Source organism: Streptococcus mitis (genome assembly GCF_902159415.1).
GTDB classification, from domain to species: domain Bacteria; phylum Bacillota; class Bacilli; order Lactobacillales; family Streptococcaceae; genus Streptococcus; species Streptococcus mitis_BG.
The window spans coordinates 138,034-158,277 of record NZ_CABGJU010000002.1; the positions used below are offsets into that span (position 1 = coordinate 138,034).

The window sequence follows — 20,244 nt, forward strand, 5'->3', positions numbered from 1 at the left end:
TCTCAGAGAGCTTTATTTCCAATGGTCTTTTTTGAATCTATTTGAAAAATTGCTTAAAACCCATTATTGTCACTGAGTTCTTTGAACCAGTAGCCTGATTTTTTCAAGCGGCGTTCTTGTGTTTCTAAGTCAAGTTCGACTAAACCATAGCGGTTTTTATAGCTATTGAGCCATGACCAGCAGTCGATAAAGGTCCAAATCAAGTAGCCTTTACAGTTGGCACCATCTTCGATAGCACGATGAAGTTCACGCAGGTGGCCTTTGACAAAGTCGATACGATAATCGTCTTGGATCATGCCATTCTCACGGAATTTGTCTTCACCTTCAACACCCATACCGTTTTCGGTCAGCATCCACTCGATGTTGCCATAATTTTCCTTGATATTTTGAGCAATATGATAAATCCCTTGCTCATAGATTTCCCAACCACGGTGAGGATTGATCTTACGGCCTGGCATGACATAAGGCTCATAGAAATGCTCTGGCAAGAGCGGGCTATCCGGGTGCTTAGCAAAACGTGGCGCCATAACACGCAAGGGTTGGTAGTAATTGACCCCAAGAAAGTCTACTGTGTATTCACGAATGAGTTCCAATTCTTCTGCTGTAGAATCCGGCAGCAAATCATGCTCAGCTAAAATTTCCACTAGTTCTTCTGGATAAACTCCCAAGACAGATGGATCTAGGAAAGATTGGGCCTGAAAGAGGTCGGCTATACGAGCAGCTTTCACATCCGCAGGATGTTGACTACGTGGATAAGCTGGAGTCAAATTGAGGACAATCCCAATCTTAGAACCCGGCAAGACCTCATGGCAGGCCTTAACTGCAAGAGTGCTAGCCAGCTGAGTGTTATAGGCTACCTGAACCGCAGCTTTAGCATCTACCTTATGTGGATAATGGGCATCATAGAAATAACCAAACTCTACAGGAACGATCGGCTCATTGAAGGTAATCCACTGGTCCACCAAGTCTCCATAGGTCTCAAAACAGAAACGAGCATAGTCTTCGTAGGCCTTAATGGTCGCCTTGTTTTCCCAACCATCGCCATCTTCCTGAAGGGCAAAAGGCAGGTCAAAGTGGTAGAGATTGACTAAGAGACGGATTCCCTTGGCCTTAATGGCTTCAAAGACCTGACGGTAGAAAGCCACACCTTGAGGATTGACTTCTCCACGGCCCTGTGGGAAAATACGAGACCACTGGATAGAAGTCCGAAAGGCTGTGTGACCTGTTTCTAACAATAGTTCGATATCTTTTTCCCAATTTTCATAGAAGGTCGATGTCTTATCTGGCCCAATCCCATTGTAGTAGCGATTTGGCTCTACTTGGTACCAATAATCCCAAAGATTATCTCCCTTGCCGTCACCAGGTACTCGTCCTTCTGTCTGTGGTCCAGATGTTGAGGACCCCCAGACAAAATCCTTTGGAAATTTTAGCATAGCTCTACCTCTTTATTTACTCATTTTATCTTTATTTTATCTCATTATAAAGAAAAAACAAGGCAAAAACTAGTTACATTTTTGTCTTGTTTTTCTTCTGATTATAGATTTTATTTATTTGTTAGGATTTCAAGGGTTTCAAGCAAGCTATCAGCGTGAACTTCGATTGTATCTCCTGTCGCCTTAATCTTCACTTCTACAATCCCGTCAGCTGCTTTCTTACCAACAGTGATACGGATTGGAAGACCAATCAAGTCGCTATCGCTGAATTTAACACCAACACGTTCGTTACGGTCATCCGTCAAAACTTCATAACCTTTGTTTACCAAGGCTTCTTCGATACGATCTGTCAATGCAAGACTTGCTTCATCCTTAACATTAACTGGAATCAAGTGAACATCAAATGGCGCCAATTCTTTAGGGAAGTTGATTCCCCAAGCGTAACGATATTCACCTTTTGGTGTCTTATTTACAAAGAGGCGAGCGTGTTGTTCCATGACTGCTGAAAGGAGACGGCTGACACCGATACCATAACATCCCATGATGATTGGGACAGCGCGACCATTTTCATCCAAAACATCTGCTCCCATGCTTGCTGAGTAGCGAGTCCCAAGTTTGAAAATATGACCAATTTCGATACCACGGGCAAAGTTGAGAACACCTTTTCCATCTGGTGAAATTTCGCCCTCACGCACTTCACGGATATCTACATACTCAGCAGTGAAATCACGACCTGGGTTGACACCAGTCAAGTGGTAACCATCTTCGTTAGCACCTACAACAGCATTACGACTATCTTGCACCTTGCGGTCTGCGATAATCTTGACATTTTCTGGAAGATTGACTGGTCCAAGTGAACCAAAGTCCGCTCCCAACAATTCTTTCACTTCCGCCTCGGTTGCAGGTTCTAAGAAGTCTGCTCCAAGGTAGTTTTTCAATTTGACTTCATTGAGTTGGTCATTACCAACGAGTAGGGCAACAACTGGCTCCTCGTCTGCGATATAAACCAAGGTCTTGATTGTTTGCTCTTCAGAGACATTCAAGAAAGCAGCAACTTCATCAATCGATTTGACACCTGGTGTTTCCACACGAGCTACTTGATCTTCAGTCACAACACGGTTGCTTGGTTTGTAGGCGTTAGTTGCCATTTCCAAGTTAGCTGCATAGCTTGACTCACTTGAGTAGGCAATAGTATCTTCACCAGAAACCATCCATTTAAGCAATTCTGCCTTGATTTCTTCTTGCACTTCTGCAGGGATTTCATCAAACGACGCGACAGACTTATCTAACACTACCCAACGGTCAAGGTCTGTACGAGCAGGTGTGATGGCCATAAATTCTTGGCTATCCTTACCACCCATAGCTCCACCGTCACCGATGATAGCTTTGAAGTCCAAGCCACTACGAGTAAAGATACGCTCGTAAGCTGCCTTGTACTCATCATAAGTAACATCTAAACTATCATAGTTAGCGTGGAAGCTATAACCATCTTTCATGATAAACTCACGCGTACGAAGAAGTCCGTTACGTGGACGTTTTTCATCACGGTACTTAGGCTGGATTTGATACAAGTTCAGTGGTAACTGTTTGTATGACTTGACAGAATCACGGACAATTGCTGTGAAAGTTTCTTCGTGAGTTGGACCCAAGATAAAGTCTGACTTCTCACGGTTCTTCAATTTGTACAAGTCTTCACCGTAAGTTTCATAGCGACCAGATTCACGCCAAAGATCAGCGCTGAGAAGGGCCGGAGCCAACATCTCAACGGCACCCATCTTGTCAAATTCCTGACGCATGATCTTCTTGGCTTTTTCAATCACACGGTTAGCAAGTGGCAGATAGGAATAGACACCTGCAGATACTTGACGAACATAACCAGCACGCAACATAAGGGCGTGGCTGATAACTTGAGCATCGCTTGGCATTTCGCGAAGCGTTGGAATAAGCATTTTACTTTGTTTCATATTTTTCCTCAAATTCTAAAAGAAGGTTCGCATGATGTCGTTCCATGTTACGGCGAGCATCAAGACAACCATAATCACAACTCCAACTAGAGTCACATAGGTTTCAATTTCTTGTTTTAGTGGTTTGCGGCGAATGGCTTCAATGATGTTGAGCACGATTTTACCACCATCTAATGCCGGGATAGGAATCAAGTTGAAAATTCCGATATTGATAGAAATTATAGCCAAAAAGAATAAGACATTCTCAAGACCATTTTTAGCAGCATCGCTACTTGCCTTAAAGATAGCAACGGGGCCACCCAGTTTATTTAGATCAGGCTGGAAAATCAAACTTTTCAAGGCATTGAGAATGCGCAAGGCTGAATCAGCAGCACTGGTAAATCCACCCATAAACATAGACCAGATATCAGACTTGAGACTAGGCTGAACACCTAGAATATAGCGTCCTTGATTCTCCTCCGGTGTCACAGTTATTTGCTTTTCAGTCCCGTTTTCTGAAATAGTCACATCCAAAACAGGGGCAGTCTTATCCTTTGTCTCCGCCTCAACCGCTTGAATCAAATCAGACCAGTTTGAAATCTCATAATTTCCTACCTTGGTAATCTGAGCTGTATGTTCAACACCGGCCTTAGCAATCGCGCTATCAGGGATGATACTGAAGTTATTCGTTTGCGTATCACTAACGCCACCTTGCATGAAAATCAAAATCCAGAAGACAATGACTCCCAAAATGAAGTTGTTCATGGGTCCAGCAAAGTTCGTAATCAATTTACCCCAGACAGTCGCATTTTGATATTGGACGTCCAGCGGAGCTATACGAACTTCCGTTCCATCAGCTTCCACAATGGTCGCATCATGGTCCACTGAAAAGGTCTTCTCCTCTTCCAAGACCAAACCTGTGATAAAGAGCTTGTCTTCAAAATCAAATTGAGTTACCTGCATAGGAAGAGATGTCTGATCAATTTTCTTACCAGAGAGATTAATCCGCTTAACCTTGCCATCTTGATCAAGAGTCAAGCTAACAGGAGTTCCTGTCTTAATCTCTGTAGCATCCTCGCTCCAACCTGCCATACGGACATAGCCACCTAGTGGCAAGAGACGAATCGTATAGGCAGTACCATCTTTTCCGATATGGGCAAAAATCTTTGGTCCCATACCAATGGCAAACTCACGAACCAAAATCCCGGATTTCTTGGCAAAGTAAAAATGCCCGAATTCGTGGACCACCACGATGATTCCAAAAACCAGGATAAACGTTAATAATCCAATCATTTAGTTTCTGATTCCCTTTCCTTAAAATAAGCCGAATAGGTGCATAATAGGGAAAATAGCTAACATAGAGTCAAAGCGGTCCAATACACCACCATGTCCAGGGATGAACTTCCCTGAGTCCTTGACACCAAAGTGGCGTTTCATGGCACTCTCAATCAAGTCACCCAACTGACCTGCCAAGCTAAAGAAGATAGCAAAAACAGTCATTTTGTAAATCCCATAAGGTAGGGCGACGGTACTATCTACCATCATAAAGATGGCTGTTGTTATCATAGCAGCGACAACTCCACCCAATGCTCCCTCAATTGTTTTATTTGGAGAGACTCTCGGAGCTAGCTTTTTCTTACCAAAATTCATTCCTACTAGGTAGGCACCACTATCTGTTGCCCAAACCATACAAAGTCCCAAAAGGGCTTTATCTAGACCTGCTACACGAGCATCGACCAAGGCATTAAATCCAAAGCCGACGTAAAAACTCATGGCAATTGGAAAGACCGCATCTTCAATCGTGTAATTCTTACTAAATACTGTGCAACCTAACATGATAAAAATCAAGACGCTATAGGTAACAACATTCCCGTCTACTGGTAAGAAGGTCAAATAATTTTCCAAGGGAATAGTAAGAGCAAATGTCGCTAATAAGGTCAAGAGTCCTTCGGGTGTCATGGTATTTAAACCTTTCATACGAAGTAGTTCATGAACCCCTAACATAGCAATCAATCCCATGGCAATCTGTAACCATAGGCCACCCAAGATTAAGAGCGGTATAAAGATAGCCAAAGCCAAAGCGGCAAAGATGGTTCTCTTTAGTAAATCCTTTTTCATCATTTCTCCTAAACTCCTCCAAATCGACGGTTACGACGATTGAACTCTGCAATAGCCTCCTTCAAAGCTTGCTCGTCGAAATCCGGCCACAAGACATCTGTGAAATAAAGTTCACTATAGGCAGCCTGCCAAGGCAAGAAGTTACTCAAACGAAGCTCACCACTAGTTCGAATAATCAAATCTGGATCACGAAAATCTTTAGGTAAATGACCTGTAAAAAGATAGTCTCCAATCAATTCTTCGTCAATGTCTGCAGAACTTATCTTACCTTCTGAAACTTCCTCTACAATCAACTTGAGAGCCTGTGTAATTTCAGCTCTTCCTCCATAGTTGAGGGCAAAATTAAGAATTAATCCTGTATTTGACTGCGTTAATTCCTCCGCTTTTTTCAAAGCTTCAAAAGTCTCTTTAGGTAAGCGATTGGTTTCACCTATCATCTGAATCTTCATGTTTCTCTCATGCAATTCAGGCACATATTTGTCATAAAACTCAACTGGCAAGTTCATGATAAATTTAACTTCTTGGTCTGGACGAGCCCAGTTTTCGGTCGAAAAGGCATAAACAGTCAGGGCCTTAACTCCCATATCACTAGCTGCAATTGCAACTTTTTTCAAAGCATCCATCCCAGCCTTATGTCCAAAAACTCGAGGTTGCATTCGTTTTTTGGCCCAACGACCATTTCCATCCATGATAACACCGATATGAGACGGTACCATTGTAGGTACTGGAGTTTCTATTGGTTTATCTTTTTTTAAAAATCCAAACATGCTTGTATTCCTATTCAAAAATCTATCGTTTCATTATACCATATTTTTCGCTTTTCTTCTATCTTCATAGCTTATTCTAGAGGGGAATTTACTATAGTTTACAAATAAGAGCATCATTTCAAACCTTGCATTTTCAAAAGAAAGTTGATACAATAAAAACATAAAGATTAGTCCTTGTTCAATCACAGGGATTTTTTATTGAAAGGATTTTACCATGTCAAAGAAACTACAACGTAAAAAACAATTAAGAAACAGCCTTCGTCGTTCAGGTGCATTTTCAAATGCTGTAAACAAGGTTGTCGAAGAAACAAAAAAAGTTGTGAAGCATGCTGAAAAAGCTGCAAATGAGGCAGGAAAAGCAGTCTCTAAGCAAGTAGAAAAAGCTGTAGAAGCAACTAAAGAGCAAGCCCACAAGCTTACAACTTCTGTTGAAGATTTCGCAGCTGACTTAGGTGGACTTCCACTTGATCGTGCTAAGACTTTCTATGATGAAGGTATCAAGTCGGCTTCTGACTTCAAAAACTGGACAGAAAAAGAACTCCTTGCTTTGAAAGGAATCGGTCCAGCTACTATCAAGAAATTAAAAGAAAACGGCATTAAGTTCAAGTAATTTTTCTTGTCCCTTGCATTTCCGTGAAAAACTTGTTAAAATAAAGCCATTAGAGGTGTTTTGAGTCCCACATTTTACAGAAAGTGGCGGTGCTGAGAAGTCCACAAATGTGTCAAAACTGGTTGCTAGTGAGTTGAAATTAAAAAATGAAATATAAATGTCTTTTTGTTTTAAAGACGAGAGTTGCGGGCATCTGCCCGAAATTGGGTGGTACCGCGGATAAACACATTCGTCCCTGTCATATTAGTGACAGGGGCGATTTTTTTGTAGAAAGCGAGGAAGAAGGATGACAAGAACTGAATTGCCAGAACAAATCGAAACTGAGCGACTGGTCTTACGAGTCCGTACCGTGGCGGATGTAGAGGATATCTTTGACTATGCTAGTCGTCCAGAAGTCTCTTACCCAGCAGGTTTTCCACCTGTCAAGACCTTGAAAGATGAGATTTATTACCTAGAACATATCCTTCCCGAGCGCAATCAAAAAGACAATCTCCCAGCAGGCTATGGAATCGTGGTCAAAGAGACTGATAAGATTATCGGCTCTGTTGATTTCAACCATCGCCACGAAGACGATGTGCTAGAGATTGGGTATACCTTGCACCCAGACTATTGGGGTCGCGGTTATGTACCAGAAGCAGCGCGTGCCTTGATTGATCTGGCTTTTAAGGAACTAGGTCTTCACAAGATAGAATTGACCTGCTTTGGTTCCAATGTTCAAAGTCAACGAGTCGCCGAGAAGCTTAGTTTTACCCTCGAAGCTAGGATCCGAGACCGCAAAGATGCTCAAGGTAACCGCTGTGACAGTCTGATATATGGATTGCTGAGGAACGAGTGGGAAGCTCAAGGCCAACATTAAAAATAGAAATAACTAGAAAGGACACACACATGTCTAAAGAACTTTCACCTAAATACAATCCAGCCGAGGTTGAGGCTGGTCGTTACCAAAAATGGCTTGACGCGGATGTTTTCAAGCCTTCAGGAGATCAAAAGGCTAAGCCTTATTCAATCGTAATTCCACCACCAAACGTAACTGGGAAACTCCACCTTGGTCACGCTTGGGATACAACTTTGCAAGATATCATCATCCGTCAAAAACGCATGCAAGGTTTTGATACACTTTGGCTTCCAGGGATGGACCACGCCGGGATTGCGACTCAGGCTAAGGTTGAGGAGCGCTTGCGTGGTGAGGGCATTACCCGTTACGACCTGGGTCGTGAGAAATTCCTCGAGAAGGTCTGGGAATGGAAAGACGAATATGCCACTACCATTAAGGAACAATGGGGCAAGATGGGGCTCTCTGTAGACTACTCTCGTGAGCGTTTCACTCTTGACGAAGGTTTGTCAAAAGCTGTCCGCAAGGTCTTTGTGGACCTATATAAGAAAGGCTGGATCTACCGTGGTGAGTTTATCATCAACTGGGACCCAGCAGCCCGCACAGCCCTTTCTGATATCGAGGTGATCCACAAGGACGTCGAAGGTGCCTTCTACCACATGAACTACATGCTAGAAGATGGCTCACGCGCCCTTGAAGTGGCGACTACTCGTCCTGAGACTATGTTTGGAGACGTTGCCGTTGCAGTCAATCCAGAAGACCCACGCTACAAGGACTTGATTGGTAAAAACGTCGTCCTTCCAATCGCTAATAAACTCATCCCAATCGTTGGGGATGAGCACGCAGACCCTGAATTTGGTACTGGTGTCGTGAAAATCACACCTGCTCACGATCCAAACGACTTCTTGGTTGGTCAACGCCATAACTTGCCACAAGTTAATGTCATGAACGACGACGGAACTATGAACGACTTGGCCTTCGAATTTGCAGGCATGGACCGTTTTGAAGCTCGTAAGGCAGTCGTTGCTAAGTTGGAAGAAATCGGTGCTCTGGTCAAAATCGAAAAACGTGTCCACAGCGTTGGTCACTCAGAGCGTACAGGTGTTGTGGTTGAACCACGCTTGTCTACACAATGGTTCGTTAAGATGGACCAATTGGCGAAAAATGCTATTGCCAACCAAGACACAGAGGACAAGGTAGAATTTTACCCACCTCGTTTCAACGATACCTTCCTCCAATGGATGGAAAATGTCCACGACTGGGTAATCTCTCGTCAGCTCTGGTGGGGGCACCAAATCCCTGCTTGGTACAATGCTGAGGGTGAAATATATGTCGGCGAAGAAGCTCCAGAAGGTGACGGTTGGACTCAGGACGAAGACGTCTTGGATACGTGGTTCAGTTCGGCTCTTTGGCCATTCTCTACCATGGGCTGGCCGGATGTGGACTCAGAAGACTTTAAACGTTATTATCCAACATCAACTTTGGTGACTGGTTATGATATTATTCCGTTCTGGGTGTCTCGGATGATTTTCCAAGGTTTGGAATTTACTGGCAAGTCGCCATTCAAAAATGCCTTGATTCATGGTCTCATTCGTGATGAGCAAGGACGCAAGATGTCGAAATCTCTCGGTAACGGGATTGATCCAATGGATGTTATTGATAAGTACGGAACAGATAGCCTTCGTTGGTTCCTTTCAAACGGTTCTGCACCAGGCCAAGACGTGCGCTTCTCTTACGAGAAAATGGATGCTTCATGGAACTTCATTAACAAGATCTGGAACATCTCTCGCTACATCCTCATGAACAATGAAGGTTTGACCCTTGAGCAAGCTACTGCCAATGTGGAAAAAGTTGTCAACAAGGAAGCTGGCAATGTCACAGACCGCTGGATTCTCCATAACCTTAATGAAACTATTGGAAAAGTCACTGAAAACTTTGATAAGTTTGAGTTTGGTGTAGCTGGTCATATCCTCTACAACTTCATATGGGATGAGTTTGCGGACTGGTACGTTGAGTTGACCAAGGAAGTCCTTTATAGTGATAACGAAGAAGAGAAAGTCATCACACGTTCTGTTCTCCTTTACACCTTGGACAAGATCCTTCGTCTCCTTCACCCAATCATGCCATTCGTGACAGAGGAAATCTTTGGACAAATCTCAGAAGGCTCTATCGTTACAGCAGCATACCCAACTGTCAACCCAGCCTTTGAAGACCTTGCGGCTCACACTGGTGTAGAAAGCCTCAAAGACTTGATCCGTGCCGTTCGTAATGCGCGTGCGGAAGTAAACGTAGCACCAAGCAAGCCAATCACCATCCTTGTTAAGACAAGCGATAGCGACTTGGAAGCCTTCTTTAACAGCAATGTCAACTACATCAAACGCTTCACAAATCCAGAACACTTGGAAATCGCATCAAACATCCCTGCACCTGAACTCGCTATGTCAAGCGTCATCACAGGAGCAGAAATCTACCTGCCGCTCGCAGACCTCCTCAATGTCGAAGAAGAACTCGCTCGCCTCGACAAAGAACTAGCTAAATGGCAAAAAGAACTGGACATGGTCGGCAAGAAGCTCTCTAACGAACGCTTCGTAGCCAACGCCAAACCAGAAGTCGTCCAAAAAGAACGCGACAAACAAGCCGACTACCAAGCTAAGTACGATGCGACGGTTGCACGTATTGATGAGATGAAGAAGTTGGTGAAATAAAGAAACAATAAGCAGATTCTGAAAATTAATATCAGCATCTGCTTTTTTAGTTGATTTATGGTAAAATGAAAGGTAAAAACGAAAAGTAATAGGAGGCCGATATGAAAATAAATGCAGTTGATTTGTTTTGTGGTGTAGGCGGTCTAACTTACGGTATTCAGCAGGCGGGTATCAATGTTGTAGCTGGGTATGATATTGATGAAAAAAGCAAATTTGCCTACGAGTACAATAATGATGCTAGATTTATTTTAAAAGATATAAAGGAAATTGAAGATGACGAAATCTTGGAATTGTATCCGTCAGATACTGACATAAAAGTACTGATTGGTTGTGCTCCTTGTCAACCATTTTCAACATACAGTCATAAATATCAGAATAATGAAAACACAATAAAGAAGATAGATCTATTGGATTGTTTTGGTAGACAAGTTGAACTTGTAAAACCAGATATTGTATCAATGGAAAATGTTCCTCAGATGCAAAAAAGAGAAGTATTTCATCGTTTTCGCACTTTATTAGAAAAGAGTGGCTACAAGGTCACTTACAAGGTGGTATATGCTCCGGATTACGGAGTTCCTCAAACAAGAAAACGGCTAGTTTTACTTGCGTCAAAATTCGGAGATATTTCGTTAATTGAACCAGAATTCAATTCAGACACTCACCCTACTCTTAGAGATACGATAGGGAAACTACCTGAAATAAGAGCGGGAGAAACTCATGAATATGATCCACTGCATAGAAGCAGAAATTTATCAGATTTAAACTTAAAAAGAATAAGACAATCTAAACCAGGAGGGACATGGAGAGATTGGGATGATGACCTTCTTTTAGAAGCATATAAAAAAGACAGTGGAAAATCGTTTGGGTCAGTTTATGGTCGATTAGAATGGGACAAGCCTGCTAATACTATTACAACTCAGTTTCCTGGAATTGGTAATGGTAGATTTGGTCATCCAGAACAAGATAGGGCTTTAAGTTTGCGTGAGGGAGCACTTTTACAGACTTTCCCATTAAATTATGAGTTTGTTAACCCTAAACAGGGCCGAAATTACCCAATATCCCAAATAGCGTTACAAATTGGAAATGCAGTACCTCCAAAATTAGGTGAGGTAATTGGTAAGAGTATATTGAGACATTTAGAAGAGGTGAACAATGTCTAGTTTAAAATTTTCTATTGCAAATAATGCTGTGACACATTTAGGAAGAAATTTGTATTCAACGACTCCACCTGCATTGGCAGAATTAGTAGCAAATTCCTATGATGCATATGCAACAATAGTTGATATAACCTTATCAGATGATTCCATATCTATTGTTGATAATGGCAAAGGGCTCTCTCTGAAAGAACTAGAAAGTAAATATGCAATTATTGGTTCTGAAAAGAAATATGAGGAACCGATTAATGACTTAGATGAGAGAAAACCAATGGGTAAAAAAGGAATTGGTAAGTTAGCAGCTTTTAGTTTAGGCAATGAGTATACTGTCTATTCTAAATGTCAAGGGTCAGATAGTTGGATAAGTTTTAATCTTAAATATCGCGAAATGATTTCTAAGGAAGATTATGAAGTAGAGATTAGTGAAGGTTCTCTTCCACCTGAGTTTTCTAAATATGAATCATATTCTTCAGGTTTTATTGTAAAAATTACAGATACACGTCGAAAGACTACTGTTGCAACCCGAAAAAATATTAGAAATCAGCTTTCAAGGAGATTTTATATCAATCAAAGTAAGACTGACTTTAAACTAAACATTGATGGCGAGGAATTAAAGCTTGATTCTAATGAATATTATGACAAAATTGAGTATTTATTTTATTTTGGTAATGAAAATAGAGAGAATTTAGAAAGCAAGTTTACAAGTCTTAAGCATATAGAAGAGTACAATGATAAGGAAGAAATAAAATCATTTTTTATTGATTCAGACATTTGTGGATGGATAGGCACAACAAGCAAGCCTAAAGATTTAAAAGATGAAGAAAATTCAAGTTTTGCGAATATTATTATTTTAGCAAACGGTAAAATTGCAGATGAGGATATTTTAAAAGGAAAATCAAATGCTAGAATTGCAAATAATTACATAGTAGGTGAAGTAAGAGCAGATACTTTTATTTCTACATTAGATGACCCGATTACTTCAAGTCGACAAGGTCTGGATGATTCCATCCCAGCTGTTGAAGAGTTAATTGATATGCTTAACAAGATTAGAGATTATGTTATTGAACGGTGGGGCGAACTCCGTCGGGATAATATTGTTGAAAGTCTTCCAGAAAGAATTAAAACAAATGCTTCATATCAGGGTTGGTTATCAAATCTTTCAAATAAGCAAAAAGAAATCAATAACAGATTACTTGAATTGCTATCAGCTAGAATTGATGAAGAGAATGATGAAGATCAACAAGCAGTTGACTCAATGTTAACCTCCATTGCAAGTGTCATTAATAATATCGAAAGTGATGATTTAATATTTACTCTTTACAATGATCAGGACGAGAAAATACAGTTTGAATTATTACTGAAACTTATGGAAAACATTGCAAAAACAGAAGATATAAATCATGCTAGTCTTATAAAAAAACGTCTATCTGCTATCAATAAGCTCGAGGAGTTAATGTCTGGTACTAATACACCTGAAAAACTGTTTGAGGAACATCTCTCTGATAATCCGTGGTTGATAAAACCGTATTGGAATATAGATAGAAACAATCCCACTCAGACAGATTACTTACGTAATCAGGAATATTTTAGATTAGATAATGGTAATGAAAATTTTAAGCGTAATTTTTTGGATATATCCATAAGAGTTGCAGAGGAAAAATATCCAATAATTATTGAGTTGAAAAAAAATTCTGCAGTAGGATATGCCAAAGTTAGTTATCCTGATATATATTCTCAAGTAACAAATTACAGACGAGCTATGATACAGAAAATACCTGAATTACATGAGGTTGATGAAAAAGATATTCCAGTGATTTTTATTTTATCTGAAGATACTGGTTTGCCAGGAAGTGGTAATAGCATAGAGTTATCTAAGGACGAAATTGGGATGCTAGCAGATATGAATATATCTATTTTAAAATACAACAAAATTATTGCTGAAGCAAAAAAAATGTACAGAGAGCACATACAGTATCAAAAAGATATTAAATTAATTCCGGATTTAACGTGCCATGAATTAGAAGGTAGGTAAGACATGACAAATTCTGTAAGTTCGAACCGACCTGAGAAGTACAACATTGCAGCTTTCTTCTCAGGTGTTGGGGGAATTGAGTTGGGATTTGAACAGACCAACGAGTTCAGAGTGGTGTATGCCAATGAATTTGATAAGTATGCGCGTCAGACTTATCAGTTGAACCATCCAGATACCTATTTGGATGGTCGTGATATTCACGATGTTCAGCCAGAGGACATTCCAGCTGAGCGCGTGGATGTGATTATGGGAGGCTTCCCTTGTCAGGCCTTTAGTATTGCGGGTTATCGCAAGGGATTTGATGATGATCGTGGCGATCTTTTCTTCGAATTGCTTCGCATGATTGAGGGATGCAAACCTCGCGCTATTTTCATAGAAAACGTCAAAAACATGGTCGGTCATGACCATGGCAATACCTTCAAGGTTATTCGTGAAGCCTTGACAGAGAACAACTACTTCATCAAGTGGAAGGTTCTCAACGGGAAAGACTATGGAAATATCCCACAAAACCGTGAGCGGATCTATATTGTTGGTTTTGATACTAAAGAAGCTTATGATTTGTTTGAATTTCCAGAAGAAATCAAACTAACTACGACTCTTCAAGACGTCATTAACTTTGGTGATAAGCTAGACGAGGTCTACTACTACCGTGAGGGCAAGCAAAATTTCTACGACCAGTTGAAGTTTGAAGTGACTAGTCAAGATACAGTTTATCAATGGCGGCGTCAGTATGTCCGTGAAAACAAAAACGGCGTTGTCCCTACCCTAACAGCCAATATGGGAACAGGTGGACATAACGTTCCATTGATCCTGACGGACAGTGGTGAGATTCGAAAGTTAACTCCCAAAGAAACCTTTAATGTTCAAGGCTATCCGAAATCCTTTAAAATTCCAGAAGGGGTTTCCAATGGTCAGCTCTACAAACAGGCTGGAAACAGTGTGGTTGTCCCCGTGATTAAACGCATTGCGGAAAATGTTGCCAAAGCTTTGAACGAAAGTCATGGGCTGTCTCAACTTGACCGCTCAGGGAAATTCGCCATTATCTACACTAAGATGAATGGGCAATTTGAAGGGCAATCCTATGTCAAGGACTTTGTAGATAGCTATGAACAGGCTCTTGAAACAATCAAGTCTTATGATGATGGTTTAGCCGTTCTGTCAGATGAAGAGTATTTGAGACTTGTCAAAAAACAAGGCAAACTCGAATTTTACAGTATTAATTAACGAATATATAAGAGGATTAGTGAAAAACTAATCTTCTTTTGATATACTGAAAATAGAAAAGAGGGTGCTTATGTGGGAACATCTAAAATCTGAACAAAAAGACAAATACAAAACCTTAATTACCAACTTCGCTAGCTTGAGCCAAGCTTTCTCTCAAAAGGCTGAATCCGAAGACGAGGAACAAACAGAACATTCTGTCGCTCCTATCGTCAACTCCAAATTTCAGGAGACTGTTTTTCAAAAAGCCTTTAATGCCGTAGGGGAAGATATCGCCAATACTTCCTATGATGCTTCTGTCGTTGTGGATGAAAATCATAAATACCTAGTAGGTATCAAGTCTTTTGGGATTAATTCTGGAGACCAAAAAATTGCCCAGTTCAAGAAAGATTCTCAATCTTGGACGGACTTATTGGGTGACATCAAGTTTCATGCGGATATTTCAGCTGATAAAGAAGCTGCAGACAAGGAAAACTATCAACGCTATGAAGAGTTAGCAAAGAAGATTGCGACCTTAAGAAATCAGAGAATAGAGTCTTCCAAGGCACAAATCAAGGGATTTAGCTCAGATTCGGTCAATGTTGAAGCTGTTTACCACGTCCTGATGCCGACACCAAAGGGAGAAAATCCTAAGATTTTTGTCGGTGAAACATCTTATTTGCCAGTCGATATTGAGAATCTAGTCATTGAAGGATCAACTACCAAAAACAATCCAACTAATTTCCGATTTACAGATGGGCAACACCACTACAAGTACACGGCAGCTGACAGCCAGCTCCACATGACCTTTAATAATAAAGACATTGTGGTAGACACTTGGGACGTCCATTACATCGAAGATCCTTTTTCTCTCTTTGAAAATCTTCATTTGCTGACAGCTAAAAAGGAACAATCCGATATCTTAGAAACAATGTCTTGGGTTATCACAGACAAACATGGAAATGTGGAAGAAAACTCTGGTTTCAATGCCTTTAATGGTGGTTCAAAACTAGCTAAGAAAGACCGCTTGCCGCGAATTCTAAAGATTCAGGATAAATTCAAAGACAGTCTGGCTCCAGAAGAACTAGCTTTTGTGACTTTCTCCTTAGAAGAAATCCTCTTGAAAAAGTGGACCAGCAAGGATGAAAAAGCTCAGATGAAGGCTATTCGTGAGGACTTGATTCACTTTGTCCACAATACTGGCAATGAAAGACTCATTAAAGAAATTGAACAGCTGGTTTATCGTCCAGTTAGCGAAGTTTACATCCCGCTACCAGACTCCAAAAATTTCCACGACGAAAGGCCAGACTTCTTTGGTCCTGGATTTGGAAGCTTTGAACCTGGGACTAAAAAACTAGCTCTATCCAAAGAAGAAAGAACCTTTAAACTACGATTTTTACCTTCTGGTGATGTCATTAATGCCTATATCAACCAAGAATCTGGTAAAGCTATTCAATCAACTGATAAGCAAGAAATTCTTGGAAATTGGATCTTGCGTGGTGTTTTCCAGTTGAAGGAACGAGAAGTCTTAACAGGTCAACGACTCAATGAACTGGAAATCAACGGTATTCGTTTAACCAAGTTTAAGAACGGGGAAATCGGTATTGAATTCATCTGGATTGATACCGAAAACCCACCTCACGATGCCATCGGCTGGGTAGCAAGATAGCTCTGAATAACACAAAAAAATCTCTTAGATTCATTTCTAAGAGATTTTTACTTACTTATCTCCCCCTCACAACCAGCCTTCTTCTTCGGCAGTTTTGGCTGCTTCAGTTCGGTTGCTGGCGCCTAGTTTGGAGAGGATATTGGTCATGTAATTACGGACGGTGCCGTTTGAGAGGTAGAGCTTGTCCGCAATTTCTTGGTTAGACAGGCCTTGGGCTACTCCATGTAATACAGCGATTTCTTGCTCGGTCAAGGGATTGGGATGGGTCATCATGACTTCCATCAGCTCTGGAGAATATTCCTTGCGTCCCTCTAACACCGTATGCAGGGTTTGCATGAGTTCGGCGATGCTCCGCTCCTTTAAGACATAGGCGTCGACTCCTGCTTTGACCGCTCGTTCAAAATAGCCTGGACGTTTAAAGGTTGTAACGATAACCACCTTGGTTTCAGGCACTTCTTGTTTGATCCACTCGAGCGCTTCTAGTCCCGTCTTAACTGGCATTTCGACGTCAAGGATGGCAATATCTACTGCTTCTTTCCCCAAAACCTCAATAGCTTCGGCTCCATTTTTCGCCTGCAAGACGGTCTCCACATCTGGTTGAAAGCTCAAGAGCTGGCACATAGCATCTCTCAGCATACTTTGATCTTCTGCGACTAATACTTTCATCTACTTTCTCTCCTTATAAGGCAGATGCACGCGCACCTCTGTTGGATGCTTCAAACTCATCAGCTCCACTTGACCTGAAAAGGCTGAGGCACGATCTCGTACTGTGTGCAGCTCATTGCCTTCTACAGTTGCAAATCCTTTCCCGTCATCTCTAACTGTCAGGACCAATTCCTGATCTGTGCGTTCTAGTTTTAGATAGGCTTTTTGAGCTTGGGCGTGCTTGATGATATTGGTTGCCAGTTCTAACAAAATCATAGCAGCCGTCGACTCCACATCCTGGGTCAAACTAGCCTTGTCCAATTGATTCTCAACCTCAACCTCAATCCCAGCAATTTCCAGCATCTTCTTGACAGTTTCAAGCTCTGAAGCTAGGGTCCGTGATTTCAGATTTTCCACGATGGTTCGCACTTCATTCATGGAATCCTTGCTGATCTGGTGAATTTCTTTTAATTCCTTTTCCACCTGTGGATAAGCCTCCATCTGAAATAACTGCAAGGCTAAATCTGTCTTGACACTCAGCATAGCAAAGGTATGTCCCAAGCTATCATGCAAATCCTGACCGATACGACTACGTTCATTTTCAGCAAGCAATAGATTTATCTGGGCATTTTGCTTAGTCTGAGCTTCTTTCAAATCCTCTACAATACGAATCCGAACCAAACCAAAAGTCATCAAATCGACAAAAGCAAGAATTACAAGTAGATAGAATAGAAACCCAACTTCGATTCTCTGAATAATCAACAGTTGCCCCACAACAAGCACTTGAGCAAGGAGAAAAGTCCGGACATGTAAAGAATTAAAACTACGTACGCCAAAATGATAAATTAAGAGATTGGAAAGAAAAAAGAAGAACCATATATAGTTCACAGCAACAAAGGCGGTATTTCCAGCAACATAGACCAGCATGATCCCCCAGAAAATCCAGGATAGACGAAGGCTCTTAGTTGTTAAAACACCCAAATACGCCACTACAAATAGAATATCAATCAATAAATGCCAGACAGCAAGCTCCCCAATCACTACAGGAAGGATGGGAAAAACCATAAAAATCAAACTGGCCCAATACATATAGTCTATGCTCTTCAGTCTTTCAAGCATTAAGAATTCTCCTTATGACCTTGAAGGTAAATGGTCAAACCAAACAAAACTGCTGAAAAAACAAGTAGATAAACTGTGGCTGATAAATTGATGCCAGCCTCATTTAAGAAGGTCTTGAGCAACTCCATCAACTGATAGGTCGGGAGGCACTTCCCGATTGCTTGCATCCAGTCTGGAAATAAAGAGATAGGCATCCAGAGTCCGCCTAAAACGGCCAAGCCTAGATAAAGAAGATTACCCACGACAGACATCAATTGACTAGTTGGTAAGAGAGTCAAGGTCAAACCAAGGGCTACAAAAGCTACACTTCCTACTATCAGCAAGAGCGCAGCACCAACCCAGCTTCCTAGAGGCATATCCACACCTCTGACCAAGTGCCCAACTGAGAAAACAACCAGGATTGAGACCAAATAATCAACCATCATACTTGTTATCTTTGATAGATAATATTCTACCATATTTACAGGGGTATGGCGCAATGTTTTTTGCCAGTTGTTGATTTTATCGGTATGTAAAACAGCTGGGAATGAAAACATAGCTGTCGACATCATGGAGAAGGCTGTCATGGAGATGAGGTAATCACGCATAAAATTATCTGGTCCACCGGGTGTGTCCTGGTACATGCCTGAAAAGAATAAATAGAATGCTGTCGGCATCCCTACGGATAATAGATAATAGACTAGTTGCCGTTTGGTTAATAGGAATTCTATCTTATTTAATGCGATCCATCGTTTCATCTTAGTCATCTCCCTTTTGTGTTTCTTCAAAGATTGTATCTAGCAAACTACGGTTATTAACTTCAATTTCTTGTATGCTACATCCTGTTTGGACTAAGAGTTGCCAAAAAGCATTTGCCTCTCGTGTGACTACTTGCAGGGCATCTTGTTTTTGTACCAAGTTTTCAACCAAGTTTGACTGCTCAACGACTTCCTTGTAAGCCAGAGGAAGGATAAAATGCTTTTCAATCTCCTCGCTACGCATGGCTAGAGGTGTTGTATCGCGGATCAACTCTCCCTTATTCAAGACCAAGATTCGGTCCGCTGTATGCTCTACCTCTTCTATATAATGCGACGAATAGAGAATGGTAACTCCCTGAGCTTTTAGGTTCTGAACAATTTCCCAAAAGCGTTGACGGGTTGAAGTATCCATGGCCGCAGTCGGCTCATCTAAAAAGACTAGCTTTGGTCGCCCAATCAAGGTCAAGACAAAAGAGAAGAGACGCTTTTGCCCACCTGACAATTTTTCTGCGAATTGTTCTTTTTGTTGCTTGTCAAACTGCAATAGTTGATCGATTTCCTGATTGCTCAAGGGATTTGGGTAAATGCTTTGAAAGAAAGCAATCAACTCTTTAACCTTTAATTTCTGAACAATTACATTTTCTTGAGGGAGGTAGGATCTTGTGTAGTCTAACTGAGAACTCGTCACTGGCAAGCCTTGGATGGATACTTGACCGCTGGTGACCAGTTTATCTCCAAGCAAACAGTCCAAGAGTGTGGTCTTCCCAGCACCATTTGGCCCAATCAAGGCGACGCATTCACCTTCAGCTACCTCAAAGGAAATATCCTTCAAAATAGCTTTACCCTTTATGTTTTTATTTAGGCTTTCTACCTTAATCATGTTCATGATATTCTCCTTTCAGCCACTCCTTTCCCATCGGAAAGGCGATAAAAATCATAAATCCTAATCCCCAGGCACCACGAATGAATTGGTGAAGGAAGGCTTGATCAAACCAACCTGTAAACATTTCTACCAACCATACCACTAGTGATAGTCCAATAAAAAGATAGAGAATCACTTTTTTCATTTTTCAAACTCCTTTTTCACATCTGAGACTAATTTCAAACCTTCTCGGATAAGCCAAGACATCATTCCAAATCCTGCAAATAGCTCCCAAGGAAAATGATAGAAACCTTCATCCAATCCTGAGAACATGAGATAAGTCATGACTCCTGCTACTACTAAACTCATTGCGACAATTACTTTATGTTTCATTTTTTTCTTCCTCCATTTGATACAT

The 20,244-nt window shown here is 41.1% G+C and carries 18 protein-coding genes; 7 read left to right on the forward strand and 11 right to left on the reverse strand.

The window, feature by feature from the left end:
* Nucleotides 1-53: 53 nt before the first annotated feature.
* From FN031_RS06960 to FN031_RS06980, 5 genes are all read right to left on the reverse strand, one after another.
* A complete protein-coding gene (locus FN031_RS06960) occupies nucleotides 54-1,433 on the reverse strand; it encodes a glycoside hydrolase family 1 protein (protein ID WP_142558846.1) in 1,380 nt (459 codons plus the stop codon).
* 110 nt (nucleotides 1,434-1,543) lie between these two features.
* Complete coding sequence (locus FN031_RS06965) at nucleotides 1,544-3,397, reverse strand: proline--tRNA ligase (protein WP_142558848.1); 1,854 nt, start codon at nucleotides 3,395-3,397, stop codon at nucleotides 1,544-1,546.
* Nucleotides 3,398-3,412: 15 nt separating this feature from the next.
* Nucleotides 3,413-4,669, reverse strand: a complete 1,257-nt coding sequence (rseP, locus tag FN031_RS06970) for an RIP metalloprotease RseP (RefSeq protein WP_142558850.1) — start codon at nucleotides 4,667-4,669, stop codon at nucleotides 3,413-3,415.
* Nucleotides 4,670-4,690: 21 nt separating this feature from the next.
* Nucleotides 4,691-5,494: a phosphatidate cytidylyltransferase gene (locus FN031_RS06975; protein ID WP_142558851.1), complete on the reverse strand. Its 804-nt coding sequence runs from the start codon at nucleotides 5,492-5,494 to the stop codon at nucleotides 4,691-4,693.
* 8 nt (nucleotides 5,495-5,502) lie between these two features.
* Nucleotides 5,503-6,261: an isoprenyl transferase gene (locus FN031_RS06980; RefSeq protein ID WP_142558853.1), complete on the reverse strand. Its 759-nt coding sequence runs from the start codon at nucleotides 6,259-6,261 to the stop codon at nucleotides 5,503-5,505.
* 214 nt (nucleotides 6,262-6,475) lie between these two features.
* Between FN031_RS06980 and FN031_RS06985 the strand changes: the two genes are divergently transcribed.
* From FN031_RS06985 to FN031_RS09045, 7 genes are all read left to right on the forward strand, one after another.
* Nucleotides 6,476-6,871, forward strand: coding sequence for a helix-hairpin-helix domain-containing protein (locus FN031_RS06985; protein ID WP_142558855.1), 396 nt, complete (start codon nucleotides 6,476-6,478; stop codon nucleotides 6,869-6,871).
* A gap of 286 nt (nucleotides 6,872-7,157) precedes the next feature.
* Nucleotides 7,158-7,727: a GNAT family N-acetyltransferase gene (locus FN031_RS06990; RefSeq protein ID WP_142558857.1), complete on the forward strand. Its 570-nt coding sequence runs from the start codon at nucleotides 7,158-7,160 to the stop codon at nucleotides 7,725-7,727.
* Nucleotides 7,728-7,756: 29 nt separating this feature from the next.
* A complete protein-coding gene (locus tag FN031_RS06995) occupies nucleotides 7,757-10,408 on the forward strand; it encodes a valine--tRNA ligase (RefSeq protein WP_142558859.1) in 2,652 nt (883 codons plus the stop codon).
* A gap of 101 nt (nucleotides 10,409-10,509) precedes the next feature.
* A complete protein-coding gene (locus FN031_RS07000; RefSeq protein WP_142558860.1) occupies nucleotides 10,510-11,568 on the forward strand; it encodes a DNA cytosine methyltransferase in 1,059 nt (352 codons plus the stop codon).
* Complete coding sequence (locus FN031_RS07005) at nucleotides 11,561-13,594, forward strand: ATP-binding protein (RefSeq protein ID WP_142558862.1); 2,034 nt, start codon at nucleotides 11,561-11,563, stop codon at nucleotides 13,592-13,594. Before FN031_RS07000 ends, FN031_RS07005 begins: the two co-directional genes overlap by 8 nt.
* A 3-nt stretch (nucleotides 13,595-13,597) precedes the next feature.
* A complete protein-coding gene (gene dcm / locus FN031_RS07010; RefSeq protein WP_142558864.1) occupies nucleotides 13,598-14,818 on the forward strand; it encodes a DNA cytosine methyltransferase in 1,221 nt (406 codons plus the stop codon).
* A 70-nt stretch (nucleotides 14,819-14,888) separates the two neighbouring features.
* The gene (locus tag FN031_RS09045) at nucleotides 14,889-16,463 is read left to right on the forward strand and encodes a hypothetical protein (protein ID WP_185928455.1); all 1,575 of its coding nucleotides are present in this window, start codon (nucleotides 14,889-14,891) and stop codon (nucleotides 16,461-16,463) included.
* A 66-nt stretch (nucleotides 16,464-16,529) separates the two neighbouring features.
* Here FN031_RS09045 and FN031_RS07020 read toward each other — a convergent pair whose 3' ends face one another.
* The 6 genes from FN031_RS07020 to FN031_RS07045 are packed head-to-tail and all read right to left on the reverse strand — an operon-like array spanning nucleotide 16,530 to nucleotide 20,219.
* On the reverse strand, nucleotides 16,530-17,129 hold the full coding sequence (locus FN031_RS07020; protein ID WP_142558866.1) for a response regulator transcription factor: 600 nt from the start codon (nucleotides 17,127-17,129) through the stop codon (nucleotides 16,530-16,532).
* Nucleotides 17,130-18,227 carry a sensor histidine kinase gene (locus tag FN031_RS07025; protein WP_142558869.1) on the reverse strand — a complete coding sequence of 366 codons (1,098 nt, stop codon included), beginning with the start codon at nucleotides 18,225-18,227 and terminating at the stop codon, nucleotides 17,130-17,132.
* A complete protein-coding gene (locus tag FN031_RS07030) occupies nucleotides 18,227-18,964 on the reverse strand; it encodes an ABC transporter permease (RefSeq protein ID WP_142558871.1) in 738 nt (245 codons plus the stop codon). The genes FN031_RS07025 and FN031_RS07030 overlap by 1 nt, the downstream gene beginning before the upstream one ends.
* Before the next feature lies 1 nt (nucleotide 18,965).
* On the reverse strand, nucleotides 18,966-19,850 hold the full coding sequence (locus tag FN031_RS07035) for an ABC transporter ATP-binding protein (protein WP_142558872.1): 885 nt from the start codon (nucleotides 19,848-19,850) through the stop codon (nucleotides 18,966-18,968).
* A complete protein-coding gene (locus tag FN031_RS07040; protein WP_142558874.1) occupies nucleotides 19,837-20,031 on the reverse strand; it encodes a hypothetical protein in 195 nt (64 codons plus the stop codon). Before FN031_RS07040 ends, FN031_RS07035 begins: the two co-directional genes overlap by 14 nt.
* Nucleotides 20,028-20,219: a hypothetical protein gene (locus FN031_RS07045; protein ID WP_080982950.1), complete on the reverse strand. Its 192-nt coding sequence runs from the start codon at nucleotides 20,217-20,219 to the stop codon at nucleotides 20,028-20,030. Before FN031_RS07045 ends, FN031_RS07040 begins: the two co-directional genes overlap by 4 nt.
* Nucleotides 20,220-20,244: the final 25 nt, after the last annotated feature.